Annotated in this window: 26 protein-coding genes; 17 read left to right on the top strand and 9 right to left on the bottom strand. The window is 66.4% G+C overall.

Going from position 1 to position 23,475, the window contains the following annotated elements:
• Positions 1 to 6: 6 nt before the first annotated feature.
• Positions 7 to 432 carry a YeeE/YedE family protein gene (locus tag OV287_RS25510; protein ID WP_267536642.1) on the bottom strand — a complete coding sequence of 142 codons (426 nt, stop codon included), beginning with the start codon at positions 430 to 432 and terminating at the stop codon, positions 7 to 9.
• A 204-nt stretch (positions 433 to 636) separates the two neighbouring features.
• Here OV287_RS25510 and OV287_RS25505 point away from each other — a divergent pair, with 204 nt between their 5' ends.
• Complete coding sequence (locus OV287_RS25505; RefSeq protein WP_267536641.1) at positions 637 to 1,332, top strand: MBL fold metallo-hydrolase; 696 nt, start codon at positions 637 to 639, stop codon at positions 1,330 to 1,332.
• A 109-nt stretch (positions 1,333 to 1,441) separates the two neighbouring features.
• Positions 1,442 to 1,837: a thioredoxin gene (gene trxA / locus OV287_RS25500; RefSeq protein ID WP_267536640.1), complete on the top strand. Its 396-nt coding sequence runs from the start codon at positions 1,442 to 1,444 to the stop codon at positions 1,835 to 1,837.
• Between the two features lie 88 nt (positions 1,838 to 1,925).
• On the opposite strand, the gene OV287_RS25495 is transcribed toward trxA, so the two are convergent.
• On the bottom strand, positions 1,926 to 2,507 hold the full coding sequence (locus OV287_RS25495) for a TetR/AcrR family transcriptional regulator (RefSeq protein WP_267536639.1): 582 nt from the start codon (positions 2,505 to 2,507) through the stop codon (positions 1,926 to 1,928).
• A gap of 82 nt (positions 2,508 to 2,589) precedes the next feature.
• Here OV287_RS25495 and OV287_RS25490 point away from each other — a divergent pair, with 82 nt between their 5' ends.
• The 8 genes from OV287_RS25490 to OV287_RS25455 all read left to right on the top strand — a co-directional run bounded on the left by OV287_RS25490 (position 2,590) and on the right by OV287_RS25455 (position 8,186).
• Positions 2,590 to 3,429, top strand: coding sequence for an SDR family oxidoreductase (locus OV287_RS25490; protein ID WP_267536638.1), 840 nt, complete (start codon positions 2,590 to 2,592; stop codon positions 3,427 to 3,429).
• 108 nt (positions 3,430 to 3,537) lie between these two features.
• A complete protein-coding gene (locus OV287_RS25485) occupies positions 3,538 to 4,779 on the top strand; it encodes a hypothetical protein (protein ID WP_267536637.1) in 1,242 nt (413 codons plus the stop codon).
• Between the two features lie 444 nt (positions 4,780 to 5,223).
• Positions 5,224 to 5,748 (top strand): hypothetical protein, encoded by a 525-nt coding sequence (locus OV287_RS25480; protein WP_267536636.1) that lies wholly within the window; start codon positions 5,224 to 5,226, stop codon positions 5,746 to 5,748.
• Positions 5,749 to 5,762: 14 nt separating this feature from the next.
• Positions 5,763 to 6,314, top strand: a complete 552-nt coding sequence (locus tag OV287_RS25475) for a DUF4123 domain-containing protein (RefSeq protein WP_267536635.1) — start codon at positions 5,763 to 5,765, stop codon at positions 6,312 to 6,314.
• Positions 6,315 to 6,317: 3 nt separating this feature from the next.
• Positions 6,318 to 6,638: a hypothetical protein gene (locus OV287_RS25470; RefSeq protein ID WP_267536634.1), complete on the top strand. Its 321-nt coding sequence runs from the start codon at positions 6,318 to 6,320 to the stop codon at positions 6,636 to 6,638.
• Between the two features lie 44 nt (positions 6,639 to 6,682).
• A complete protein-coding gene (locus OV287_RS25465; RefSeq protein ID WP_267536633.1) occupies positions 6,683 to 6,808 on the top strand; it encodes a hypothetical protein in 126 nt (41 codons plus the stop codon).
• Between the two features lie 67 nt (positions 6,809 to 6,875).
• Positions 6,876 to 7,064: a hypothetical protein gene (locus OV287_RS25460; RefSeq protein WP_267536632.1), complete on the top strand. Its 189-nt coding sequence runs from the start codon at positions 6,876 to 6,878 to the stop codon at positions 7,062 to 7,064.
• 102 nt (positions 7,065 to 7,166) lie between these two features.
• Positions 7,167 to 8,186 carry a helix-turn-helix transcriptional regulator gene (locus tag OV287_RS25455; RefSeq protein WP_267536631.1) on the top strand — a complete coding sequence of 340 codons (1,020 nt, stop codon included), beginning with the start codon at positions 7,167 to 7,169 and terminating at the stop codon, positions 8,184 to 8,186.
• Positions 8,187 to 8,196: 10 nt separating this feature from the next.
• Here the strand turns inward: OV287_RS25455 and OV287_RS25450 are convergent, their stop codons facing one another.
• Both OV287_RS25450 and OV287_RS25445 read right to left on the bottom strand, forming a co-directional pair.
• The gene (locus tag OV287_RS25450) at positions 8,197 to 9,324 is read right to left on the bottom strand and encodes an oxygenase MpaB family protein (RefSeq protein WP_267536630.1); all 1,128 of its coding nucleotides are present in this window, start codon (positions 9,322 to 9,324) and stop codon (positions 8,197 to 8,199) included.
• Positions 9,325 to 9,327: 3 nt separating this feature from the next.
• Complete coding sequence (locus tag OV287_RS25445; protein WP_267536629.1) at positions 9,328 to 10,209, bottom strand: hypothetical protein; 882 nt, start codon at positions 10,207 to 10,209, stop codon at positions 9,328 to 9,330.
• Positions 10,210 to 10,414: 205 nt separating this feature from the next.
• Here OV287_RS25445 and OV287_RS25440 point away from each other — a divergent pair, with 205 nt between their 5' ends.
• Genes OV287_RS25440 through OV287_RS25425 form a run of 4 tightly spaced genes read left to right on the top strand, consistent with a single transcriptional unit; the run spans position 10,415 to position 15,776 of the window.
• Positions 10,415 to 12,406, top strand: a complete 1,992-nt coding sequence (locus OV287_RS25440) for a CHAT domain-containing protein (protein ID WP_267536628.1) — start codon at positions 10,415 to 10,417, stop codon at positions 12,404 to 12,406.
• 40 nt (positions 12,407 to 12,446) lie between these two features.
• A complete protein-coding gene (locus OV287_RS25435) occupies positions 12,447 to 13,496 on the top strand; it encodes a nucleotidyltransferase domain-containing protein (protein WP_267536627.1) in 1,050 nt (349 codons plus the stop codon).
• Between the two features lie 4 nt (positions 13,497 to 13,500).
• Positions 13,501 to 15,267, top strand: a complete 1,767-nt coding sequence (locus tag OV287_RS25430) for a ThiF family adenylyltransferase (protein WP_267536626.1) — start codon at positions 13,501 to 13,503, stop codon at positions 15,265 to 15,267.
• Positions 15,267 to 15,776, top strand: coding sequence for a Mov34/MPN/PAD-1 family protein (locus tag OV287_RS25425; protein ID WP_267536625.1), 510 nt, complete (start codon positions 15,267 to 15,269; stop codon positions 15,774 to 15,776). Before OV287_RS25430 ends, OV287_RS25425 begins: the two co-directional genes overlap by 1 nt.
• Before the next feature lie 180 nt (positions 15,777 to 15,956).
• Here the strand turns inward: OV287_RS25425 and OV287_RS25420 are convergent, their stop codons facing one another.
• Positions 15,957 to 16,424, bottom strand: a complete 468-nt coding sequence (locus tag OV287_RS25420; protein ID WP_267536624.1) for a hypothetical protein — start codon at positions 16,422 to 16,424, stop codon at positions 15,957 to 15,959.
• Positions 16,425 to 16,519: 95 nt separating this feature from the next.
• Positions 16,520 to 16,753, bottom strand: coding sequence for a hypothetical protein (locus OV287_RS25415; RefSeq protein ID WP_267536623.1), 234 nt, complete (start codon positions 16,751 to 16,753; stop codon positions 16,520 to 16,522).
• A gap of 239 nt (positions 16,754 to 16,992) precedes the next feature.
• Between OV287_RS25415 and OV287_RS25410 the strand changes: the two genes are divergently transcribed.
• From OV287_RS25410 to OV287_RS25400, 3 genes are all read left to right on the top strand, one after another.
• Positions 16,993 to 17,595, top strand: coding sequence for a GrpB family protein (locus OV287_RS25410; RefSeq protein WP_267536622.1), 603 nt, complete (start codon positions 16,993 to 16,995; stop codon positions 17,593 to 17,595).
• Positions 17,596 to 18,158: 563 nt separating this feature from the next.
• On the top strand, positions 18,159 to 18,449 hold the full coding sequence (locus OV287_RS25405; RefSeq protein WP_267536621.1) for a hypothetical protein: 291 nt from the start codon (positions 18,159 to 18,161) through the stop codon (positions 18,447 to 18,449).
• Between the two features lie 62 nt (positions 18,450 to 18,511).
• Positions 18,512 to 18,826 carry a dehydrogenase family protein gene (locus OV287_RS25400; RefSeq protein ID WP_267536620.1) on the top strand — a complete coding sequence of 105 codons (315 nt, stop codon included), beginning with the start codon at positions 18,512 to 18,514 and terminating at the stop codon, positions 18,824 to 18,826.
• Between the two features lie 14 nt (positions 18,827 to 18,840).
• Here the strand turns inward: OV287_RS25400 and OV287_RS25395 are convergent, their stop codons facing one another.
• The 3 genes from OV287_RS25395 to OV287_RS25385 are packed head-to-tail and all read right to left on the bottom strand — an operon-like array spanning position 18,841 to position 23,193.
• Positions 18,841 to 19,935 carry a thioesterase domain-containing protein gene (locus OV287_RS25395; RefSeq protein WP_267542415.1) on the bottom strand — a complete coding sequence of 365 codons (1,095 nt, stop codon included), beginning with the start codon at positions 19,933 to 19,935 and terminating at the stop codon, positions 18,841 to 18,843.
• Between the two features lie 28 nt (positions 19,936 to 19,963).
• Positions 19,964 to 21,877, bottom strand: a complete 1,914-nt coding sequence (locus tag OV287_RS25390; RefSeq protein ID WP_267536619.1) for a hypothetical protein — start codon at positions 21,875 to 21,877, stop codon at positions 19,964 to 19,966.
• A gap of 47 nt (positions 21,878 to 21,924) precedes the next feature.
• Positions 21,925 to 23,193, bottom strand: a complete 1,269-nt coding sequence (locus OV287_RS25385; RefSeq protein ID WP_267536618.1) for a diaminopimelate decarboxylase family protein — start codon at positions 23,191 to 23,193, stop codon at positions 21,925 to 21,927.
• Between the last annotated feature and the right edge of the window lie 282 nt (positions 23,194 to 23,475).

Genomic DNA, 23,475 nt, shown 5'->3' with positions numbered 1-23,475 from the left:
TCCCGTCTAGAAGACGTGGCGGACCAGGAAGACGGTGAGGGCGCCGGTGGCCATGAAGGTGAGCGTGGCCACGATGGACCGGACAGAGCCGCGGCTGATGCCACAGACGCCATGCCCGCTGGTGCAGCCGTTACCCAACCGCGAGCCGAAGCCCACCAGCAGCCCGGCTACCACCAGCGGCACGACCCCGCCCGCACTCAGGGATGCAGGGGCCGCGAAGGACTCGGGGCGCAACCGCGCCAGCAACAGCCCACCGGAGAGGAGGCCCCCGAAGAAGAGCACGCGCCAGGCGATGTCGCCGCGGACGGGGGCCAACAGCGCTCCCACCACACCACTGATGCCAGCCACCCGGCCGTTGGCCAGGAGGAGGAGCGATGCGCTCAACCCGATGAGTGCCCCACCCAAGAGCGGAAGCAGGAAGGAAGAAGTCATGCCCTGCTAGAGCCAGATTCCTCAGAAAAGGATTCACCGGGGATTTACGAAACACCCGCGTGGGGTGGCCTCATCACCGGGCCCCCTAGGAGACAGGTGGCGACCCCTTGTCCCCTCGGCTGCCCGGCGCGGTCTCACACCGGACGGGGGAGGTCCTGAATCCTTCTTCCCTGGCCTGGGCTCTCACGGACAGGAGACCTCGACATGATTTTCCGCCAGCTTTTCGATACCGAGTCCTCGACCTATACCTACCTCATCGGAGATGAGGCCACGCGGCAGGCCGTCCTCATTGATCCCGTGCTCGAGCAGGCCGACCGCGACCTGCAACTGGTGAGCGAGCTAGGCCTCACCCTCACCCACGTCTTCGATACCCACGTGCACGCTGACCACGTCACCGCGTCGGGAGTGTTGCGTGAGCGCACGCAGTGCACGGTGGTGGGCGGAGTGGGAGGAGCCTCGTGCATCAACGTCCAGGTGCGCCACGAAGACGAGGTGCGCGTCGGGCAGCTCATCTTCCAGGTGCTCGCCACTCCAGGACACACGGACGACAGCGTCAGTTACCGCCTCGGCGACCGCGTCTTCACCGGGGACGCATTGCTCGTGCGCGGCAACGGGCGCACCGATTTCCAGAATGGGAACGCGAACCAGCTCTACGACAGCATTACCCGCGTCCTCTTCAGCCTGCCGGACGAGACGCTCGTCTACCCCGGCCACGATTACAAAGGCCGCACGGTGACGAGCATCGCCGAGGAGAAGCGGCACAACCCGCGCCTGACCGGCAAAAGCCGCGAGGAGTTCATCCACATCATGGAGAACCTCCACCTGCCCAAGCCCAAGAAGCTCGACCTCGCGGTCCCGGCAAACCGCGAATGCGGGCACATGGCGCCCTCACCGTACTGAGGCGAGCTGCCATCCCAGCGATCCCACGGCCGGCTGGTGTCGTGAGCTACCCCAGCCTCCTCCATGGAGACACTGGCACTCTGCGCGATGGGGTCACATGGTGAGGGCCATGGCGACCATCGAAATGGGCAAAGGCAACTTCAAGGATGTCGTGTCGAAAGAGGGCATCGTCATCCTCGATTGGTGGGCAACCTGGTGTGGGCCCTGCCGCGGCTTCGCACCGATCTTCGAGCAGGCGAGTGACAAGCACTCGGACATCACCTTCGGGAAGATCGACACCGACAAGGAGCAGGAGCTCGCCGGAGCCTTCTCAATCCGCTCCATCCCCACGCTGATGGTCTTCCGCGACGGCATCATGCTCTTCGAGCAGGCAGGAGCGCTCCCAGCAGCAGTGCTCGAGGACCTGATCCGCCAGGTACGCGCGCTGGACATGAACGAGCTCCGCCAGCGGCTCGTGGAAGTCCAGGCGAAGCAGCAGGCGGCCGAAGAGGCGCCCAAAGCCTGACGACGGTAGCGGGCGTACGTGCCCCTGGTCCCCCCTCGGTACCGGCCAGGGCCTCGAGTCCGGACCGACAACCGTTCGAGGACGGCACCTATCGGGCGAGGCCCGTGAAGAGCGCATCGAGCAGATGTTCGCAGGCCTCCTCGGAGAGCGCGGTGCGCGCGAGGAGGCGGTACACGACGAACCCGATGAGGGCGTCGGCTACCGGCACCGGGTCTGCCGCACGCAGCTGGCCCGAGCGGATGGCGGTGCGCAGACGCTCGGTGACAGCCGCGTGGTACGGGGCCGTGAACCGTTTGTACAGACGGTCGGAGACCTCCTGGCTGTCGGACGCAGCGGCGACCAGCGCCCGCATCAGCGACGCGTTCTTCGGCTCCCCCAGGTAATCGGTCAACCCCACGAGCAACGCACGGACGTCCGCTCGGACGTCGCCGGTGTCCGGCACCGCGGTCTGTTCCGGCAGGAGATAGCCCTCGAGCAGGCACTCGGCGACGACGGCGCTCTTCGACGGCCACCATCGGTACACCGTCTGCTTCCCAACGCCAGCCTCGGAGGCGATCCGCTCGACGGAGAGCCGCTCGTAGCCATGCGCCGCGAGCAGCTCCCGGGTCGCTTCGAGTATCGCGCGTCGGGCCTGATCACTGCGGGGACGGCCGCGCTGTCGGTCGGGCATTGAGCGAGCGTACCCAGAGGAGTATCTTGCCGTCATTAACGAGACAACTCGTCTCGTTAATGGGAGATATCGAGGGAGCGCCATGCGAAAGGAAGTCGTCGTCGTGATCGGAGTGGGCGGTATGGGGCAGGCCATCGCCCGTCGGCAGGGAGCAGGGCGGACGGTCCTCCTGGCCGACCTCAACGAGGGCGTCCTGGAATCGCTCGCGACGTCCCTGCGGGGCGACGGTTACGACGTCTCGACCCAGAGGGTCGACGTGTCGTCGCGGGAATCGGTGCGGTCGCTCGCCGAGACCGCCAGTTCCAGGGGGAAGGTGGTGCAGATGATCCACACCGCCGGACTCTCCCCTCTCCAGGCGCATGTCGAGGCAATCCTCCGGGTCGATCTGCTCGGCGTCGCGCTCGTGCTGGAGGAGTTCGGCCGCGTCGTGGCCGACGGTGGGGCGGGCGTCGTGATCGCGAGCATGGCCGGACACATGTCAGTACGGCTGACTCCCGAGCAGGAGGCAGCACTCCGGATGACGCCGAGCGAGGGTCTGCTCGAGCTGCCGTTCGTGCGGCCCGACGCCGTAACCAATTCCGGTGCGGCGTACGGCCTCTCCAAGCGCGCCAACCAGCTCCGTGTCCAGGGCGCCAGCGCTGCCTGGGGTGAACGCGGAGCACGCATCAACAGCATCAGCCCGGGCGTCATCGCCACCCCGATGGGCCAGCAGGAGCTCGCCGGGGAGCACGGCGGCATGATGCGGGCGATGGTCGCTGCGTCCGGGACAGGACGCCTCGGAACCCCCGCTGACATCGCGAACGCGACCGCCTTCCTTCTTGGCCCCGACGCCTCGTTCATCACGGGCACGGACCTGCTCGTCGATGGCGGCGTGATCGCTGCGATGTTTTCCGGTCGACTCCACGCGTCCGCCGCGAGCTGAGCCGGCAAGTCGCGTTCGTCTGATTTCAGATAAGCCCGAGAGGGGTTGACGAATGCGTGACATTGCCTGGATAGACCGCGCGCTCCACACGAACGGAGCTTCCAGGCAATGGCTGAACAGCAGACGACGCAGCGGATGGTGGAGCAGCTGAACCGGGCTTTGAGTGGAGCGGGGACGCGAAGCGGGACGCCGACACGGTGGGAGCGCAACCGGAGCCACAACCTGCTGGCCGGGGTGATGCTCAACGCGTTCGCCCGGCAGTCCCGGCGGGCCGCGCTCACGGGCCTGGAGCAGGCGCTGGTGCAGGGCTTCAAGAAGGTGGGCTTCACCGACGAGGACCTCTCGGCCCTGGGCAGCGCCTATGCCCAGGCGCCCCTGGAGGCGCGGAGCCGGCTCTTCCCGGAGCGCGCCGCGCGCCTGGGCGTGGAGACGGGGTTCTCCACGGACGACCTCCGCGCGGAGCTGAAGGCGATGGCTCCCCAGGTCGTCCAGATGAAGAACCTCCAGGTGCTGGACCAGCGTCACCTGGCCTTCTCGGGGCTCTCCGACGCGGAGCTCCAACGCAAGAGGACGGAGCTGGGAATCCAGGAGGACCTGAGCCAGGCCCGGCCGCCCCCGCCTGGCGAGGAGTTCCTCCAGGCGCAGCGCGAGCTGGGCTGGTCCGTGTCCTGCGTGGGAATCACCGCCGCGGAGCTGGCCGCGGCCCGAGGAGCCAGCCTGGGATGGGTCACCGCGCGAGCCACCACGGTCTACTGCCATGAGGGCACGCATGAGGTGGGCAATGATGAGCCCTTCTTCGGCTTCGCCGTCTGCGACGGCATCACGGGCACGAAGTACGTGTCCGAAGAGCTCAGCATGGACGAGGGCGACGAGCGGACCTTCAGGTCGAACACGCTCTGGAACAACAACGTCCCCGGCGGTGGGCTGTGCTTCACCATCGACGCCTGGGAGGCGGACCACAGCAATCAATACGACAAGGAAATCGCAGTGCTGACGGAGATCCTCAGGGTCCTGATCGATCAGCTCACGATCGACAGCTGGGCGGACATGGCCCAGGTCCTCATCGAGACGGGGATGGGCACGGGGATCCCCGCGGAGATCATCGCCCTGTTCGCCGCGGTCATCGCTGCCATCATCGGCTTCCTGAAGAACGAGGATGACTACATCGGGACCTATGCGGCCTACGTTCCCAACGCGGCCATGATCTCGCGGAAGGAGCTGTTCCAGCTCATCCAGGGCAAGTCGATCTCCGAGGCCACGCAGATCCTCATGAACCACCTGAACATCGACTACATGGGCGCCATGTTGATAGCCATGGTGCTCTCATGGAGGGCTCGTCGCTTGGCTTGAGCGTGCCCATGGACGCCCGAAGCGACAACCACGGCTTCTACGAGGTCTACCTGCGAGTGAACATCTGAAGTGCCGCCAGTCGGCCCCCCACTCGGCTCGTCATCGACGATGACGAGTGGGAGCAGGGCCATCAGGACGCAACGGGAGTCCTGTACTTGCACACCCCATGGCTGGGAGGCGCGAGCCCCGCTCCGGCCCGGTTCGAGCTGTGGATGGACCAGAGCCAGGTGGAGCCCGTTCACTCGCGCAACGCCGTGCGGTGCAGCCCTTCACCCACCAGGACCTCGCCGCAGGGGTGCCCGTGCCTTGATGCTCGGCATGGTCTACGCCTTCTTCGCCGCCCAGTGGGTATAGTATAGTGGGTATAGTATAGCGGTGATGAAACGGCAGGCCGGCCACGTGCGTGGAGGCCCACCGAGCCCCACCCCGTTTCGAGGAGTGACGATGCAGAACTCCGTTCCCGCCCAGCGCCGTTCCTGGCGCCTCAGGGGATCCTCCAAGGAGTATGAGATCATCCGGGCCTTCGAGCTGAGCGAGGCGGAGGTCGCCCTGGTGATCCCCCTCGAGGATCTCCAGAGGGAGTTCGATGGCTGGTTGAAGTTCTCCCAGGGCCCGCTCCGCGACATGCTCGGGTCGGTGGGCCGGGTGCCCTCCTCCACGAATCCCCTGGAGGAAGCCAGGCAGCTCAAGCGGCTGTTCACCGAGGTGTTCCAGTCTCAACGGCTCGTGGCGTTGCGTCGCGAGCCGAGACAGCCTGCGTTGGGCCACCTCATACAACCGGCGCCCACCATCCCCTCGGATGTCGTTGATGCGGCGGAGCTGGCAAAGGAGCCAGCGCCAGCGCCCCAGGCCAGTCCCGCTCGCAACGTCAACGTGGCCCAGCAGGACAGCTGTTTGAGCGCCGCGGCACAGGATGGCACCCCCTTCTGCGAGGTGTGCGACAACATCAAACGAGGGATTACGAGCTGAACGATCAGGTGCCCATGTCCCCTCCGCATGTCGAGAAGCTCCTCCAGTGCGTGTGGCCACCCCTCAAGGCGCGCAACCTCCTGGATGTGTATGTCCTCCTGGATGCCGCCCGGGACGAGGCCATCCTCCCCGCCATCCAGGGCTGTGACCTCGAGGTGGACTGCCTCTTCTCTGGAGTGATGCCCGCCGCCTTGGCGCGGGTGGCGCCCTACCTGGTGCGGCTCAGGCGGTCCGATCCCTTCCCCGGCTGGTTGGCCGAGCACGCCTGGCGCAAGAGCTGGGGGATTTTCCTGCAGGCGACGGGCGACAGGGAGCTCGTGCGCAAGCACCTGCAGTCCCTGCTGCTGGTGCGCACCGAGCAAGGCAAGGAGCTCTACTTCCGGTACTACGACCCCCGCATCCTCCGGGTGTACCTGCCCACCTGCACCCCGCAGGAGCTTCAGCACCTGTTCGGACCGGTGCGGAGCTTCTTCGCGGAGAGTGAGGACGGGGCGACCCTGCTGCAGTACGCCCTGCGTGCTCAACAGGTGCCCCCCCTCGACGTGTCGGTCCACCCGCTGGTCTGAGAGATGAAGAGAACACCTCAGGAGTGGGAGGCGTATATCCAGTCGGCTACCTCCCTCAAGGCGCTGGCGGAGCGGCTAACCGCCTACGACGACGCAGTCGATACTGCCTGGGGGCAGCGGGACGAGGAAGAGTACGGCCGGCTCCTGTCGGCAAGGCTGGATCCTCTTCCCAAGTGGGGGAAGGAGCCTGTCCAGACCCGTGGCGTCCAGAGCTACGACGAAGGGCGGGTGCTTCGCTTCATCCCCAGGGACCGTCCCCTTCCCCCGGGGACGAAGTCCCGGTGGCTCATCGAGCCAAGGGATGAAACACCCTGGTGGTGGTGACCCACCCGTCCGTCGCCGGAGACGCCAGGCGTTACGAGAGTCGGGTGAGCAGCAAGGTGACCCGGCGAGAAGATGGCGCGGACGCGTCCATGCGCGACATCCTCGGACATGCGCTGGAAGCCCGCCCGCCAGTCCGCGCTCGCACCGCTCTGGCCCATGTCTTCACCTGAAGCTGTTGCTGGAGCTCGGCGTGGACCTGCGCGAGACGTACATCCTGCTCCTGAGAAGATGGCGCGGGTGGCCGCCAAGTACTGCGATCCCACCCACCGCCAGGACGTCGCTGACTTCTTCACCGAGTGCATGGCCCGCGCGCCGGGAGGAACCCGGATGCTCGCCCAGGTGTTGGAGTCCGTGGACCTGTGCATCGCCTTCAAGGCCGCCCAGGCCACCAGCGTCGAGTCCTTCCTCGCCTCTCCCCATCCGTGAGCAGAAGACGGACGTACTCAACACCACCGACGATGGCGATCCCCACTTGGGTCAAGCCACGCTGACTTGTCGTATGCTCGAGGTCTGCCAAGGGGCAGTCGCATGGCCAAAAAAGCTGATCTACTGAGCATCGTGGAGGCCGCCTACCGCGTGGAGTTGGAGGACGCCTCGTGGTTGACGGGGCTTGCGGAGGCGGTGCTTCCTCATCTCGATGACGGTTTCGGAGTGGCCGCCTTCGAGTTCTACCGGCCGGGAGATGGCCTGCCAGAGGTGGTGCAACGGTGCCACCTGGGCATTCCGGACAAGCTCGCGGCGATCTACCCGACCATCTTCCAGACCATGGCTCCCGAAATCCGCCAACGGCCCTTCCGCATGGGGCCCTGCATCACCGGCAGCCAGATGATGGGAAAGCGGCGGGGGTTCCTGGATGAGCCGCACATGAAGCAGTACGCCCAGAAGTTCGGGATGTACGACTCCTTCTGGATCACCGCCGCCGAGCCGTCCGGACGAGGCTGTGGATTTCACGCGGGCCAGTCGCGGCTCACCCGGGCGTCGGCGGCGCAGGTGCTGCAATGGGGACGTATCGCCGCGCACCTTTCCACCGCCGTTCGCTTGCGACACGCGCTGAAGGGGCTCCCGTCAGGGCGGGCCGACGCAGACCTCGAAGCCATCTTCGACCCCAGCGGCAAGCTCCACGACGCGACCGGGGAGGCGCGAAGCGAGAAAGCCCGCGACCTTTTGCGGCACGCGGTGCTGATGCTCGAGAAGTCGCGGGGGCCCCTCCGGAGAAAGGACCCGGAGAAATCCCTGGAGATCAGGAAGGCGCTCGTGGCCGGGCGCTGGTCGCTGGTTGACCAGATCGAGCAGAACGGCGAGCGCTACATCGTCGCCCGCCAGAACGAGCCCACCGCAACCGGTCCGGCGCTGTTGAGCAAACGGGAGAAGGTGATTGTCGGGTACGCCCTGCTCGGGCACCACGACAAGCAGATCGCCTACGACTTGGGGATCTCTCACTCGACGGTGCGCGGGCTCGTGGGACGGGCGAAGAAGAGGCTGGGCGTCCGCAGCCGGAAGGAGCTGCTGGAAGTCTGCCGTGGTGCGATTCGCGCCAAAGCAGACTGACGCAACGGCGCTACCGATCCATATGCAGGCCCCAACGCCCCCTGAAGGCCGGCGGCACCTCGAAGGGAGAACCCCCATCCGGGCGCTTGTGGAGAATCATGCGCTGGGCGAACTGCCTGGCCACCCAGCTGCGGCGCCGCCGCGCCCCCGGAACCCAGTCCAGCAAGCTCAGGATCGTCCGCTTCTCGGCCGCCCTGACCATCACGAACCACCTCGTCCAGTTCGCCTTCGGGAGATCCAGCGCCTCGGCCACGTTCTTTCCAAAGACCGTATCCTGGAGAAAGAAATGGGTAAGGCTCGTGGCATACCCCGCGACAGGGAACAGCGTTTGCACTGAGTTCAGCAACTGCGCCGTCAGTTGACGTCCTTCCGGCGTGGGCCGGACCTGGCGCGCACCTATCCGCAGGGCCAGGAGGGCTGCCTCCTTCTCGCTCGGGGGCAGGAGCGAGGGGTCCACTCCGAGGAGACGCCCCACCGCGGACCACGCCGTGATGTACGCGTCCGCCTCCTCCGATGTCACCCTCGCCCCCATCCTCCTGAGCCCTTGGAGGGTGGCGATGGAGAAGGACAGCAACGTTCCAGCCTGGTCCTCCTGATTGATCGGCAACCCCCACTCCGCACGCCAGGGATGGGCGGCATCCAACTGGACCCGCCGTCGCACGAGCGCATGAATCAGCCGGACCTTGCGCGCCGCGAGCCAACCCACCCCACCCTCCTCCAATTCACCGGGCTGCATGACATTCACGACCATCTGCGCCGTGTCGCAGAGACGGCGGATGGGCTCGTCCTTCAGCCGGCGTGAGCGATAGACCACCTGGACGCCGTGGCCCGCGGCGTAGGCCAGTGGCAGGGAATAGGAGCCCAGGATCATGAGCACCTCCGGTCCATAGAGACCGAAGAGGTCCTGCCCTCTGGCGATCACTTCCCGGTCTACGAGTTCGATCCGTGGCAGCACTTCCAGGTAGCTACGCACCAATGGATCGGCCTCGGGCATCCGCTGGGTTCGAAACAAATCCCGCAGCAAGAGCTCCAGCGACTCCGGACCCCGAGTCGCGACGTGCTCGGCGATCAGCGCGTCCACACCGGGGTCACCGACGCTCCGCATCCTGTCCAGCCATTCACTGTTCGCGTTGAACATGGACTACTCCTCCGGAACCACCACGAGTTCGATGCCGTGCCGCTTGGCGAGCGCGCCAATCCCCCCGTCCGTCACCACGTAGGTTGAATTTCCGCGAGGCTCGGTCCCCCGGATGGGCTCCGGCGCCAGTGGCAGCAGATCACATATCTGCTGGACGCACTCCCGCTCGCTCAACCCGCGCTTGAACCGTCCGGCGGCGTTCATCCAGCCAGTCATCCGGAGGAAGGCCCTCTGGTGAAAGTCCTCGTCGAGGTACGCGCGATGCAACTCGCGCTGGAGCCCTTGAAGTTGCACGGAGGGTTCCTCCCGCTTCGCCCGGAGCGAGCTCAACAAGATGCTCATCCGCCGGTAGGCCTGCCTCGCGGTCAGCTCCAACGTCGCCGCGAGCTCGAAGAACTCGCGCACGTTCATCGAGCCAAGTTCCCGCGCAAACTCTGGCACGGTGCCCGGGGCGAGCACGACTCCAGCCGTGACGAAAAGCTGAGCGAGGGCCTGGCCCAAGGTCGGCCGCGCCGGCGTAAGGCTGCACAGCAACCGCCCCTCGATCGTTCCAATGGCCTGAAGCATCGCGGGAGCCAGCGGCCCGCCCCCGAGACTCACCAGCCCGGAGGTGAGGCGCGCACGTGTCCATTCCGTGTGTACCGCCTCCTCTTGCCAGATCTCCGTCAACGCATCCCAGGCCGCGCGCTCCGCCCCGCTTTCCGGGTCGGGCAGGCGCACCTTGCGCTGCGCTTCGCCATACACCTCGTACACGAGCGCCTCCCGGCGCGCCGCGATCTCGAGCCATGCGCGCAACTCGCCCTCTGGATCCCCTTTGAACTTCTGGCTGTACTCCTCGGCGAGCGCGTTCGTCTCGGCGATGATTCTGGAATTCAGATCGTTCATGACAACCCCAAAATAGCAACGAGAGAGGCGATTTCCCGTCAGTCATTGCGGGAAAGATGTTTACACTCCCGCGTAAACATCTTTCAGATGGCGCGCGGCCGCGCTCGTGCCCAAGATTTGTCGCGAACCTTTTCGGGCACGATCCCACAAGAAGTCGAGCCAGGACTCGAGTCCTGAAGCCGGCTGGCTTTGCGCGGAGCACTTCATGAACAGCTACAGGGAAGTCCACCTACGCTTCACGCAGAACGGGCAGGATTCCTACCGGGTGGCCCTCTCATCTCACGTCGGCAGCGCCAGCGCGGTCACGCCGCTGCTCCTGACCGTGTCTCGCCTGAAGGAGCTGCGTCACCAGATTCAAGCGGCGTTGCTGCAATCGAAATCACATGACGCGGCGATCGATGGCGAACTCGCGCGGCTCGGCGAGGAATTGTACGAGGCGATCTTCCCGGAGGGCCGGGTGCGCGACGCCCTGACGAAATCGCTGAGCGTGCTCTTCTCACCCGAAGAGAAACAGCAGCGTCTGCGCATCTGTCTGCACTTCGACCTCGATGACACCGAACTCGCGTGGCTCGCCGAGTTTCCCTGGGATGTCTTACGGATCCCCCAGGTCTTCCCGGCTCGCCACGCGGCGTTGGACCCCCGTCTCTCAATCGTCCGTTGGCTGGATGTGACACAACCGCCCCGGCCACCGACGTTCGCTCCGCCTCTCCGGGTACTGCTGGTCCGCGCAGGAGCGCGCGGGTGTGGCGGTCTCCAGTACCAGGCCGAGCAGGACAGCATCACCGAAGCTCTGTCCAGCATCTCCGGTGTCCAATGGGACTCCCTGGACCTGCCCACCGACCTGGAGCTGCGGCGCAGGCTCCGCGCCTTCCAGCCTCACGTGCTTCATTTCATGGGGCACGGCAAGGTGGATGAGGACACCGGGATCGGGTGGGTCTACCTGCGAGATGAGGAGGGGAAGCCCGTCCTGCTGCGTGCGCAGGACGTTGCGGAGCGCTTCAGTGGCTTCACTCCGCAGTTGGTGGTCCTCAATGCGTGTCAGTCGGCGGGCGGAACGCTGTCGGTCAATGGCCACGGGAGCGTTGCGGGAGCACTGGTCTCCCAGGGAGTCGCCGCGGTCATCGCCATGCAGTTCGCGATCTCCGATCGGGCGGCGATGGCATTCACAGCGGAGTTCTATACCCGGCTCGCGGAAGGAGCCTCGATCGATGACGCGGTCGCCGAAGGCCGGCTGGCCATGCGGTCGACGGTGCGTGACTCGTTCGAATGGTGCACCCCTGCCCTGTACATGCGCGCCGAGGCGGCGGGAGTACTGATCCAGCGTGGGATCCAGGAGCCCGCCGACCGGGTGGAGCCCGCCCCGGTCGTGTCCGAGGGAGCGCCCGCCGGAGACCTCGTCCTGCTCTGCCACGAAGCCTATGCCAAGACCCATTCCGCGCCCGAGGCGGAGGACGCCCCCGCGCTGTTCGCGCGGCGCCGGACACGGAAGGTGTTGATTAATCAGACGGAGCACTTGAAGAACCGCGAGTGGGCGTACGTGGAGCCCGCGGTGAATGCACTCGTGGATCCCGAGGGTGGGCTGAAGCGCGCGCTCTCCGAGCAGGGGACGACGCTGCTGTATTACGGCTTCCCGCTCATTCCACTGGCGGCGCTGGCGGGGCACATCGTGACGACCACCCGTCCGGTGCATGTGATCGAACACGACCGCGAGTCGGGGCGTTTCACCTGGTCGAAGGCCGCGGACGAGGCAATACCCGAACTGAAGCTGGAGCAGCGCCCCCACTCCACCGGATCCGCCGTGCGAGTGCGGATTTCGATCTCGTCGGAGGTCGAATTGGAGGATTGCCAGGAGGCGTTGCCGGATGACCAGGTCCGGTTGGATCTGCACTTCCGGCTCGACGAGCCCGGCCGCGGCGTGGTGCGCCAGGAAAAGCAGGCGTTGGAGTACGCGAGAAAGCTCCGTGCCTCGTTCGACCGGTTCATCGCGGGGAAGCGGGCGTTCGACGGCGGCGTTCACATCTTTGCCGCGGTGCCCGTCAGCGTGGCGTTCCTGTTGGGCCGTGAGCTGGCATCAACCGGGCTGCCTCCGTGCTTCGTCTACAACTTCGCTTCCGGGGACTCCCCCCGCTACCGGTGGAGGCTTTGCCTCCAGGCCGCGGTAGAAGGCCGTCCCTCTGTCGACATTCTCGGGAAATGAACGCGGTGTTCTTCAACGAGTCCTGAAGGAGAGAATAGACATGGCCAATATCCAGAAGCAGTTCGTGCAATTCGACGAGACCATCCGGCTCAAGCGGTTCGGCGAGAACAAGATGCTCCGCGAGAAGCGGGATGCGATTCTCGACCGGCTCCGCGCCCAGAAACAGATTCCATCGTTCGACCATATCAACCAGGGCAGCTACGAGATGGGTACGGGAATCCAGCCGGCGGAAGGGAATGAGTACGACATCGACGTAGGCCTGCGCTTCAACCGCGCGAAGTCGGAGTATCCCAACCCCGTCGACCTGAAGGTGCTGGTCGAGGATGCGCTGAAGAATCACACGGATCTCGGAGCCAGGATCAGGCGCTCCTGCGTCACCGTCTACTACAAGCTCGGTGGCGAGCAGGGTTACCACGTGGACCTCGCCATCTACACCTATGACAACCCTCAGAGCTCCTCGCGGCGGCTCTTCCTGGCCAAGGGACTGCGTGACGCGGATGAGCAGAAGCGTTGGTGGGAGGAGTCCGATCCCCAAGGGCTGGGAGACTGGGTCGAGAAGCGGTTCTCGGATGGTGACAAGCAAGAGCAGTTCCTGCGGATCATCCGGGCCCTGAAGCGGTGGAAGACGGAGAAGTTCAAGACGGATGGCAACAATGCGCCCTCGGGCATCGGTCTCACGGTTGCCGCGGGGCAGTGGTTCCAACCCCAGGTCACGCACGACACCTTCGCCCACACGACCCACTGCGATGACCTCAAGGCGATGCGGCTCTTCGTCGACGTGCTGCTCACCCGCTTCACCCAGGTCGACTGGAAGCAGGACGGCTCCCCGCTCTATCGCCTGACGGTACCGGTCCCGGTCGCTCCCCATAAGGACATCTTCGAGAAGATGACCACGGGCCAGCTGACGACCTTCCGCGAGCGGCTGGTTCAGCTCCAGGAAGGCCTGGACAAGGCGGCCCGCGAGCCAGACCCGGTGGTCGCCTGCGAATTGATGAGCAAGCACTTCGGCGACAAGTTCCCCGTCCCTGACAAGACGCACACGGGGCAGCGCGGCGGTCCTGCCATCGCCACCAGTGGCGTGTCCGCCTGAACCCATGTCCCCTGCTCCCGGAAAGAAGACTCCACCGACGCACAGGGAGATCCTCGAGGACCTGGCCAGCAAGGGGGTTCTCGAGGAGTGGCGAATCGGGCCCCTGTCCTCCACCGGAAGCACCCAGGTGGGTCAGGCCGAGCAGGTGGCTCTCACGGGGCATCTGACCCTCCAGGACCATCGGTTCCGGCTGCGTGTCACCCTGCCACGGACATTTCCTGGCTGCCTGCCGGAAATCACCATCGAAAAAGTCGAGCCTGATCTCAAGCTCCCCCACCTGGTGGGAGATCGTCAGCTTTGCTACGAGGCGGGAGCCAATCTGCTCGATCGTCATGACCCCTGGGGGGTTGCGTACGAGGCGCTGCTTCGTGCCCGGGCGATGCTCAGCGACATGCTCTCGGGCAGCCGTGCCCAGGAGTTCGCCCAGGAGGTCATTGCCTACTGGAGCCGATTCTCCCTCCGAGGATACGACGGCATCGGCTGCGACATCGGGGCGGGAGAGCATCCGTATGTCACCATGGCCCTCTACACAGTGCTGGGGGACTTGCTGGCTGTCGCCGATGAGCCAAAAGTCATCCTCAAGCGTCTGCCTCAATATGAGGCAACGCTCGCGCGCACCGAGAGAGCCCTATACATCCCCATCGACCCGGTCGCGGTCGACCCGAACTTCGAGCCGAAAGAGCTGGGCACGCTCGCGGGTCTCCGAAAGTACATCCGTGCACTGCCGCAGGAGGATCACCTCAAGCTCGAGAAGCTGCTGGCGCGCCGTGTGGGGAGTCAACAACTCGTGGTGCTCGGAGTGCGGCGCCCTCGGGGCGAGCGGGCGCTGATTGGCGTCCACCTGGAACAACTCCGTGGTGGGCACCCCTTGGCCAAGGAACACGCCGACGCCCAAGTCGTGCCCGTCGAGCTGCTGCGGTACGATCATGCCTTCCTCGCACCTCGGGGAGGGGCGAGCGTCGGCTTCCGGAAGCGTCGGGTGCTCCTCGCCGGGTGTGGCGCCGTGGGCGGGCACATCGCGTTGGCACTGGCCCGAGCAGGGGTGGGTCAGCTCTCGCTGGTCGATCAAGATGTCTTCGAGCTGGCCAACACCTATCGGCACGTCTGTGGAATGGCCCAGGTAGGACAGCCCAAGGTGTTGGGTCTCAAGCATGAGCTCGAACGTCTCATCCCATATGTCGAAGTGACTCCGCACGCGGGGGCGCTCGAGCAGTTCCTGCAGAATGACCCCGCCGGGTTGCGTGCGTACGACCTGATCATCTCCGCCCTGGGCCACCCCACCATCGAGCTCGACCTGAACGAGCGGCTCTGGTCTGATCCGGGTTTCCCTCCAGCCATCTTCGCCTGGGTGGAGCCACTGGGTCTGGGCGGCCATGTACTCCTGACGCATGTGCGCGGCTCACAAGGGCTGGCTCGCGGTTGCCTGGAGTGCATCCATCAACGCCCCAACGTGGGCGGGCCTCTGGAGAATCGAGCCGCCTTCGCCTCTCCGGACGTGACCTATACGCACGACACGCTCGGCTGTGGGAGCCAACACCTGCCCTTCGCGGATCTCGATGCCCTGCGCACCGCCGAACTGGCGGCACGCCTCGCGCTACGGGTGCTGAGGGGTGAGGTCGAGGAGGCACCTCTGTTGTCGTGGAAAGGAGACAGACGGGCATTCGAGCAGGCTGGGTACACGGTCACCCATCGTTACAAGACCGAGCCCGACCAGCTGGAGGCGGAGCGGCTCCTCTATCGGTGCGAGAACTGCCCGGTATGTGGAGAGTGATGATGGAGGAGGGGCTGCTCTTCCGCCGCGCGGGTGGCGGCCTGGTGAAGGTTGCTCCCACAGCGCTCGCACAGCTGCTTCTGTTCCGGCAGCTGGACGCAGACAGTACAGAGGCAGGCGGTGTGCTTCTCGGCCGCCACATCGTCGGCTGCCGTGACATCATCATCGACGAGGTGACGGTCCCCGTGCAGGAGGATCGCCGTCTGCGCCTGGCTTTCCATCGGAGTCAGGCGAGCCATCAGAAGGTGATTGATGCCCGGTGGCTCGACTCGGGAGGCACATGTCACTACCTCGGAGAGTGGCACACGCACCCGGAGACAGCTCCCACACCCTCACTCGTGGATCTCGCCGACTGGCGCCGTCGGCTGCGTGTCGACCAGTTCGAGGGGGACTCCCTGCTCTTCCTCATCGTGGGCACCCGCGAGCTGTGCGCTTGGGAGGGGATGCGGCACCCGGCCAGCGCACACGGCCCACCTCCAGGTATGGTGTGCCTCGCCCTGAACCGGTGAGGCCCATGACCACTCCCCCACCCCAGCAGCAGACCTCCTGGGCCAAGCGCATCACCATCGCCCGCCAGCCAGCCCCCTTTGGGCACACGCCTGCCCAGGCGCCCTCCCAGGAACGACCGCTTCTTCTACTGTTGGGAGTGCCATCCCTGGCCATCCGCACCGCGCCGGGCTCCACCGCGGTCAGAATCCGAGGAATTCGAGCTCTTCATCGGTGAGCTCGTGCAGGGGCTGGCGGGACTTGACCTCGCCCGTCTTCGGGTCGTTGTAGAGCTCCGTGTCGGGGAGGTTGCGCAGAATGAGCTCCATCTTGCGGATCTGCCCGCGTTCCGAGTCGATCATCTCCCTCTCGCGGATGATGTTCGCAATCACCCCGGCGGGGACGACGACGTCGCGCTTGGAGTCGCCCTGGGCCTGGTAGGAGACGAAGCCCGAGTCGTTGTTCTGGTACTGGATGATGAGGGCGGCGAGACGCTCGGCGTCGATCTGGTACTCGTCGCGGATGCGCCGCATCCGTGCTTCGCGCTCCTCGATGTGTGCGGCGAGTTCCTTGACCTTCCTCTGCATCGCCGCGCGGACTTCGGGAGTGGTCTTGATGTTGTAGCGGACGGACTCGAACATGTCCGTGGGTTTTTCGACGCGATAGCCCATGGCGTTTCTCCTCTTGAGGTGTGGCGGATGAAGCTCGAACGGGTGGCGTGGCGGGTGGACACACTTCTATGGAGCGACCGGGCAGCTCATGCTCCTCATGAGCCGCGACGTCTCTGGGCGATGCGCCGCAGCAGGGCCTCACCCTGGGAGCGAGGCGGCTGGCGGGCGAGGAACGCGGGCACCTCGCTCAGCGTCCGGGGACGGTACCCGGGCCCACCGTCCCCACACGAGCGATACTCGTACCCATGGGCGTAGAGGACACGAACCTTCTCCCACTGACGCACGCTACGCTGGGGCGGCGGTTTGAAGTCCAGGCCCAGGTCAACCATGGGACCGCCACACTGAGGGCACTTCACCTCGGGCGGAACACCTTCGGGTGGAGGTCGATGCGCATCGCGCGGCCACTTGAAACTCTTGCGACAGTCGAAGCAGGCCCGATGTTCCTTGTAGGGGCCATAGAGACCGTATCGGCACATGGCGTGTTCCTCCGCGTCCAAGCCGCCCCCCTGGACGCGGAATCCCACCCGAAGCTGACAGGGGTTCGGGCCCCTCGTTACACTCGGCCGCCATGGCCAGCGCAGCAGAGATCGTCCGCAACCACGAGTACGACCCGAACGGCGTCGAGTACCTCGCTCCCTCGCCGAAGAGCGAGCACATCGAGGTGGTGCCGTACGACCCGGCCTGGCCCGATGCATTCGAGGAGCTCGCCGCGCGCATCCACGCTGCGCTCGGCGACGTCGCCCTCTCGATCGAGCACGTCGGCTCCACCTCGGTGCCGGGCCTGCCCGCCAAGCCGATCATCGACATCGACCTCACCGTTCCCGACTCGAGGGACGAGGCCGCCTACCGCCCGGCCCTGGAGGCCGCAGGCTTCCCTGTGCTGTTCCGGGAGCCGGTCTTCCACGAGCACCGGTTCGCCCGCAGCGACTCGCCGCCCGCGAACATCCACATCTGGAGCCCCGATTGCCCGGAGGCCATCCGGCACCGCATGCTGCGGGACTGGCTCATCGCCCACCCGGAGGATCGCGAGCAGTACGCCGCGGCGAAGTTCGCGTCGGCGGAGCAGATCAACGCGGAGGGCGGCATGGTGATGGACTACAACCAGCGCAAGCAACCGGTCATCCGCTACATCCTGGAGCGGATGTTCCGAGCCCATGGGCTCATCGACTGACCAGCATCGCCGCTAGCCTCAGCAGGACTCCTGTACGAGGCGGTGAGCGTCGTCGTCTCGGGAGCCCGCAAGGTCGACGCGGACCGCTTGGGCCGGCGTGTGCCCAGAGGGGGGTTGAGCAAGCCCTGGCCGTTCGGCTGGGAGGGCCTCCGGCGGGTCCCCCGCGAGTCACACTTTCGCCGCGCCAGCTCTATCCACAGGAACCGCAACCTCCTTCGCCTTTCGGCGTGCAGAAGCATTGGGTGAAGCCGTCCCGCTAGACGGTTCCCCGCATGCACGCAGCGACGACGAGAAGAAGGGCGCAGCGGCGTTCGCCTGACTCACGAGCAACCGGCACGGCGTGATCTTGGCCGTCACGACCACGGCGAACCCACTTCACCCCTGGCGGGAATGCCGCGTGGAGGAAGCCATGACAAGGAGCTGCCTCATGACGTGATTCGAACAATGCCTCACGAAGCATGCCGTCCTGTTGCCGAGACGTGGAGGTGACGCCTCCCTGCTCGTCCACATCGACGACACACATGATTGCAAAATGATCACCTGACAAACCATTGGAGGGCATCATGTTGCACAAGATCAAGACCCTACTCGCCGGCGCTGCTGTGGCGGGCGCACTGGTGACCATCGCGCCGACCAGTGCTCTGGCGGCGGCCACAATCCCTTCGCGTGCCCAGTGCAAGACCAAGGACTTCATTGCGTCCCAGAACTATTACGATTACGTCAAGTCAGAAACGCGCACATCGGAGCTCGGCACGATTCGCATCACGCATTTCTTCAAGCCTGTGACGGGTCCCAAGAAATGGTGCGCCTACAACACCAGTGGCCGCGAACAGTTCAATACCGGCACCTGGTAACAGCAGCCAACACAGGGCGAGCGTTTCCAAGCTGAGAGTTCTGGAACTGGAGCTGGCGCGGTTTGCCGCGCCAGCTCCACCCCCACCCCATCGCCTGCTCGGACTCCTCGGGCCATCTCGTCGACGAGGCGGGCATCGATCTCGCGCTCCTCAAGCAGGTCAAGGAGGTCGAGCGGGCGCGCATCCGCGAGTACGCCGCGCGCCGTGCATCGGCCCGCTTCGTGCCGGACGCGTCGGTGTGGGAGGTCGGGGGGCAGATCGCGCTGCCGTGCGCCACGCAGAACGAGATTGACGGGCCGACCGCCGGGAAGCTCGTAGCCCGAGGCTGCCTGGCCGTCGGCGAGGGCGCCAACATGCATTATGATGTTTCGGCGTGAGGAGGAGAGCCCGCTCATGACACCTGCGCCTCCGCGATGGCGATGCGGATCTCGTTCGCCACCACCTTCACGTGCGGCTCGGTCAGCAGCGAGACATGGTTGCCCGGGACCATGCGCAGGCGCAGCGGCCTCATCGAGACGTCCTCCCACCCCTCGGTGAGCGTCTCGCAGAACTTGCTGTCGAGCGCGCGCAGGAAGGTGATCGGGCCATGGAAGCGCTCCGCCGGCTCGTAGCCGGAATAGCTGACGCTGCGAAAGAGCGCCAGGATGCGCTCGATGCGCTCGTCGGGCTCGTCCGGCGTATAGGCACCGTGCTTCCTGGAGAGGTCCATGAAGTGCGCGATTCGCTGTCGCGGCTCGAGGGCGCGCATGTCGTCGCTCTTCAGCCCGATGTCCACATCGAACCAGTACCGGGAGCCAGCCGCGATGATGGAGTAGAACTCGACGAGGTCGTCCAGGAAGGTCTCGTTCGGCAGGCGGAGACGGGCGTTGGCGGGCGACCAGGCGTCGCACACGGCAAGCACGGCCACCTGTTCCCCGCGGCGCTGCAGCTGCAGGGCCATCTCCAGCGCGACCATGCCGCCGGAGCAGTGGCCCCCAAGGAGGTAGGGTCCGCGCGGCTGCACCGCACGCATGGACTCAATGTGGTCGGCCGCCATGTCCTCGACGCGATCGAACGGGGGGCGAGCGCCATGGAGCCCTCGCGTCTGGAGGCCGTAGACGGGCTGATCCGGCGCCATCCAGCGCGCCAGCGCGTAGTAGTTGAGCACGCTCCCCTCTCCTCCCGGCAGGAAGAAGAAGGGGCGCTTCGAGCCGTGCGGCTGGAGCGGGACAACGGTCTGCTCGTTGAGCTTCCTCGAGCGCGCGCGCAGGTGGCAGCCGATGCGCTCGATCGTCGGCTCCTCGAGGAACGTCTCCATCGAGAGCGGGCTGTCGAACTGAGCCACGGTCGCGGCGCGGACGGCCTCCGCCGTACCACGGTCGCCGCCGAGCTCGAAAAAGTCATCCTTCATCCCGATTCCGAGGGAGTCTCTGTGCAGGATGTCCGCCCAGATTCGCGATAGTCGTAGTTCGTAGGCGTCTCGAGGGGGGATAAAACGCTGGGGCATCATGGTCCTCACGTGCTTCGGTTGGGGCTCACACCTGCGCTTCTGCGCTCGCGGCCGTGACGTGCTGTATGGAAGGAGGGTGCGCGCCGGACGGCTCGCGCTGAACCGAGAGTTCCTGGTCACGCACCTGGCGCTTGAGCTGGATCGGCAGCGCGCCGGAGACCGCCTCACGCGCGAGCACGCTCGCGATGAGATGGGCGACACGCGACCAGTTGCAGTACCCGTTGATCGCCTCCCGCTGGAGCAGCTGGACGGCTGGATCCACCGCACGGCGCAGCGTGGCCAGCGCCCGCTCCAGATCGCCGCCGAGTGTGTCGACGAGGATCGGCAGCGGCGAATCCCGGTGCGTGGTGCACCGGGTGGCATACAGCCGCTCGAGCTGGAACGCGTAGACCGCGCGCTCCATGGCCACCTCCGCGGCGATCGCGTCCACGGCTCCATCCGGCCCCTCCAGCGGATCAGGCGACATGAGGAGCGGAGGGATGCCGTTCACGAGCGCGGCGCCGATGCTGCTCAGGCCCGGGCGGCAGACGAAGGTCGCCCGTGGCTTGGCACTGAGAGCCCGGAGGAACGTGCTCCAGTCCTCGTTGATCCATCCGAGCAGCGTCACGTTCGCGAGCCGCGAGCGCTCGAGCTCGAGCGACAGCCACGCTCGATCCTCCGCGCTCCCACCCGCGAGCAAGAAGTGCGTCTCCTCCATCTGTGCCGCCAACGCCAGCATCGCGCTCCAGTGCCGGCGGCTATAGGCGGAGAAGCCGTTGCCCTGCGACACGAGCACGACGCCGCGCGGATCCCGCGGGGTGAAGAGGTGCTGGAGCGCCGGCGAGTATCGGGCCAGGAGGGCTCCGGCCCGCACCGCAGCCTCTTCCGGAGAGAGCACGCTGGCCTGGCCGAGCGGCGGGATGACCACGTAGGGCCGCTTGCCCGATTCCAGCGACTGCCAGTCACGCCAGTTGACGGCCTGATACCAGATCGTGCCGCTCTCCGGCACGCCAGCCATGAGCTCCCGGCTCGCGGCCTCGAAGTCGACCGAGGGGTTGCGCCGCGGATCGATCCCCGATGCGCTCAGCGCGTCCTCGAGCTCGCGCCGCGTGTGGATCGCTGGTGCGGACGCGACCAGGAGCTCGACCAGCCCCGGTGCCACCGTCGTCGACCGGGCCTGTCGCGCCAGCCGCCTGAGCCACTCGAACTCCTCGAACGCATACCGCACTGCATGGAGGGGGACTTCCTTCCGCCGCGCATGCTCGGCGAGCTGGTGCAGGATCCAGGTCTCCGGCCGGCAGTCGTTCACGATGGCGGCCGCGCCCGCGCTGGCCCGGGCGAGCTCGCGGTTGTCCGCGATCCACAGGAGGGCCGCCTCGCGGTTCAGCAGCGCCGGGCGCGAGACGTTGGAGACATCCGCGGGCGTGATCGTCGCCGACTCCGAGTCGCTGTAATGGAGCGGAACCACGTGGAGCCCCGCCGGGTTCTCGGCCTTCCGGAGCGCGGATGCCGCGTCCTCCTGCCGCCGGATCGCCGCGGTGAACGGCACCGGGTCCGGGAGCCTGGCGAGGGCTCCGTGCACGGCCGGGACCCAGCCCGTCGTGTGCCCGAAGGCTTGCGCGACGTACATCACGCCCGAGGGAACCGGCGCGCCGTGGACCCTCACGCGGAACTGGCCCTCGTGCCTGGGATCCGGACCCGTGACATAGAGCGGGACCCGCGCCTCCCGCAGTGACGAGCCGTCACGTGGGACGAGCATCGCCAGCCTCGCGTCGCGATCCGAGATCAGGATGCTGTCCGAACCCGCGGCCAGGGCGAACGCCGCCGTGTCCATGGCCGGCAGCGCGTTCTCGATCGACAGCGGCTGCCCGGCGACGGAGAGCCGCGGCGGCTCCCCGGGCGCGAGATACGTCACCTCGACGCGCCCGAGCGAGAGCTCGACGGCATCACCACGCAACACGCAGGACGGCTCATCCCGCGGCGGATACGTGAACCGCGCATGAGCCCTCATCGGGAGGCCTCGTTCGCGTGGAGATCCCTGGCGATCATGTCCTCGTAGGTCTCCGCGCGACGGACGAGCGTCTCGCGGCCCTGGTCCAGGACCACGATGCCCGGCTGCGGGAAGCAGAAGGAGTTCGAGAAGGAGACCAGATAGGCACCCGCGTCCATGATCGCGAGCGTGTCTCCAAGCCGCAGCCGCGGGAGATCGATCGTGGTCCGCAGGCGGTCCATCGGGCTGCAGGTGGGGCCGTCGAGGGTGTACGTCTCGCTCGGGGACTCGCCCCATCGCTCGGCGTGGAAGATCTCGTGATACTCGCGGTGCAGGATGTGGGCGATGTTCTCGCCGGCGTCCAGGATCGCGTGCGCGGGCCCCTCTCCGGCCGCGTTGAGGCTGCTGACCCGGCACAGCAGCATCTGGGTGTTCCCGGTCATCGCGCGTCCGGGCTCCAGCAGGATGCGAGGTGCCGGACGGCCGGCGCGACGGAAGTGGTCCTCGACCCGCTCGACGAGCAGCGAGAGGTAGCCGTCGATCGAGAGCCTGCGGCTGACCCGCTCGGCGAGAGGGAGAGGCGAGTCGTTGAGCGGCAGGACCGTGGGGACCGCCAGGCTCCCGCCGAGGTCGAGCAATTCCACGTCGAGCCCGAGCCGGGCGTGGAGCGCGTCGCAGAACTCCAGCACCTCTCGAACGAAGCGCTCCAGGGTATCGGCATCCTCGATGGCCACGCCCCGGTGCGCGTGCAACCCAACGACCCGGAGGGAGGGATGAGACAGCGCCTCCTCGTAGGCCGCCAGCGCCTGCCCTCCAGCGATCGGGATGCCGAACTTGCCCGACCAGCTATCGGAGGTGGCCACGCGCAGGCCCACAGTGGGCCGCTTGCCAAGCTCCGCGGCGGCCTGTGCGACGAGCGCGATCTCCTCGCGATGATTCAGGTTGGTGAGCAGGAGATCGCTCTGGACGAGCGTGCGCGCGACACTCGGCGTCTTGCCCGGGCCATTGTAGATGATCCTTCCGGGCGCGACCCCGAGCCGCATGGCGAGCCACAGCTCGTACGGAGAGACCACCTCGGCTCCGACGCCGAGCTGCGACAGCCTCTGGAGCACGGCAGGGATCGGATTGGTCTTGTAGGAATAGAAGACCTCGACACCCCGCTGCTGGCCCGGCGGCACCTGCTGGAAGCGCCGGACGTTCTCGGCGAGCTGGTCGGCGTGGACGACGAAGAGAGGGCTCCCCCAGCGCTCCACGAGGCTCGAGAGCGGCTTCCCCTCCAGGCACAACCCTCCTTCGGCTCGCGTCAGGCGCCATCTTTCTGGATGAAGGGACTGAGAAGCTCGGGACTCCTGCTTCATGTGCCTTTCGGGAACAACGACGGGATGTGCGGACAAGGTCGAACCCTCATGGAGCTCGGAGAGCGACAAAGGACCCGCTCGGCTTTTGCATGGGGCCTTCCCTCTCCGAGTCAGCGCGGTAGCTGAGACATCCCGCCAGACAGCACGGCCCATGCCAGTTCGGAAATGCCTGGGATTCCTCGGGAGCTCCCTCCACCGAGCTCCGGCTGA

The organism is Archangium lansingense, from assembly GCF_026626635.1.
GTDB lineage: Bacteria > Myxococcota > Myxococcia > Myxococcales > Myxococcaceae > Archangium > Archangium lansingense.
This window is presented reverse-complemented; position numbering and strand designations above follow the sequence as displayed.

Bases quoted from the DNA above. Each gene is read 5' to 3' on its own strand.
- OV287_RS25490 (WP_267536638.1), top strand. From the start codon at position 2,590: ATGCGAAAGGAAGTCGTCGTCGTGATCGGAGTGGGCGGTATGGGGCAG.
- OV287_RS25445 (WP_267536629.1), bottom strand. From the start codon at position 10,209: ATGAACGATCTGAATTCCAGAATCATCGCCGAGACGAACGCGCTCGCC.
- OV287_RS25405 (WP_267536621.1), top strand. From the start codon at position 18,159: ATGTTGCACAAGATCAAGACCCTACTCGCCGGCGCTGCTGTGGCGGGC.
- OV287_RS25475 (WP_267536635.1), top strand. From the start codon at position 5,763: ATGTCCCCTCCGCATGTCGAGAAGCTCCTCCAGTGCGTGTGGCCACCC.
- OV287_RS25470 (WP_267536634.1), top strand. From the start codon at position 6,318: ATGAAGAGAACACCTCAGGAGTGGGAGGCGTATATCCAGTCGGCTACC.
- OV287_RS25485 (WP_267536637.1), top strand. From the start codon at position 3,538: ATGGCTGAACAGCAGACGACGCAGCGGATGGTGGAGCAGCTGAACCGG.
- OV287_RS25480 (WP_267536636.1), top strand. From the start codon at position 5,224: ATGCAGAACTCCGTTCCCGCCCAGCGCCGTTCCTGGCGCCTCAGGGGA.
- OV287_RS25395 (WP_267542415.1), bottom strand. From the start codon at position 19,935: ATGCCCCAGCGTTTTATCCCCCCTCGAGACGCCTACGAACTACGACTA.
- OV287_RS25425 (WP_267536625.1), top strand. From the start codon at position 15,267: ATGATGGAGGAGGGGCTGCTCTTCCGCCGCGCGGGTGGCGGCCTGGTG.
- OV287_RS25435 (WP_267536627.1), top strand. From the start codon at position 12,447: ATGGCCAATATCCAGAAGCAGTTCGTGCAATTCGACGAGACCATCCGG.
- OV287_RS25440 (WP_267536628.1), top strand. From the start codon at position 10,415: ATGAACAGCTACAGGGAAGTCCACCTACGCTTCACGCAGAACGGGCAG.
- OV287_RS25430 (WP_267536626.1), top strand. From the start codon at position 13,501: ATGTCCCCTGCTCCCGGAAAGAAGACTCCACCGACGCACAGGGAGATC.
- OV287_RS25510 (WP_267536642.1), bottom strand. From the start codon at position 432: ATGACTTCTTCCTTCCTGCTTCCGCTCTTGGGTGGGGCACTCATCGGG.
- OV287_RS25450 (WP_267536630.1), bottom strand. From the start codon at position 9,324: ATGTTCAACGCGAACAGTGAATGGCTGGACAGGATGCGGAGCGTCGGT.
- OV287_RS25420 (WP_267536624.1), bottom strand. From the start codon at position 16,424: ATGGGCTATCGCGTCGAAAAACCCACGGACATGTTCGAGTCCGTCCGC.
- OV287_RS25415 (WP_267536623.1), bottom strand. From the start codon at position 16,753: ATGGTTGACCTGGGCCTGGACTTCAAACCGCCGCCCCAGCGTAGCGTG.
- OV287_RS25410 (WP_267536622.1), top strand. From the start codon at position 16,993: ATGGCCAGCGCAGCAGAGATCGTCCGCAACCACGAGTACGACCCGAAC.
- OV287_RS25455 (WP_267536631.1), top strand. From the start codon at position 7,167: ATGGCCAAAAAAGCTGATCTACTGAGCATCGTGGAGGCCGCCTACCGC.
- trxA (WP_267536640.1), top strand. From the start codon at position 1,442: ATGGCGACCATCGAAATGGGCAAAGGCAACTTCAAGGATGTCGTGTCG.
- OV287_RS25505 (WP_267536641.1), top strand. From the start codon at position 637: ATGATTTTCCGCCAGCTTTTCGATACCGAGTCCTCGACCTATACCTAC.
- OV287_RS25495 (WP_267536639.1), bottom strand. From the start codon at position 2,507: ATGCCCGACCGACAGCGCGGCCGTCCCCGCAGTGATCAGGCCCGACGC.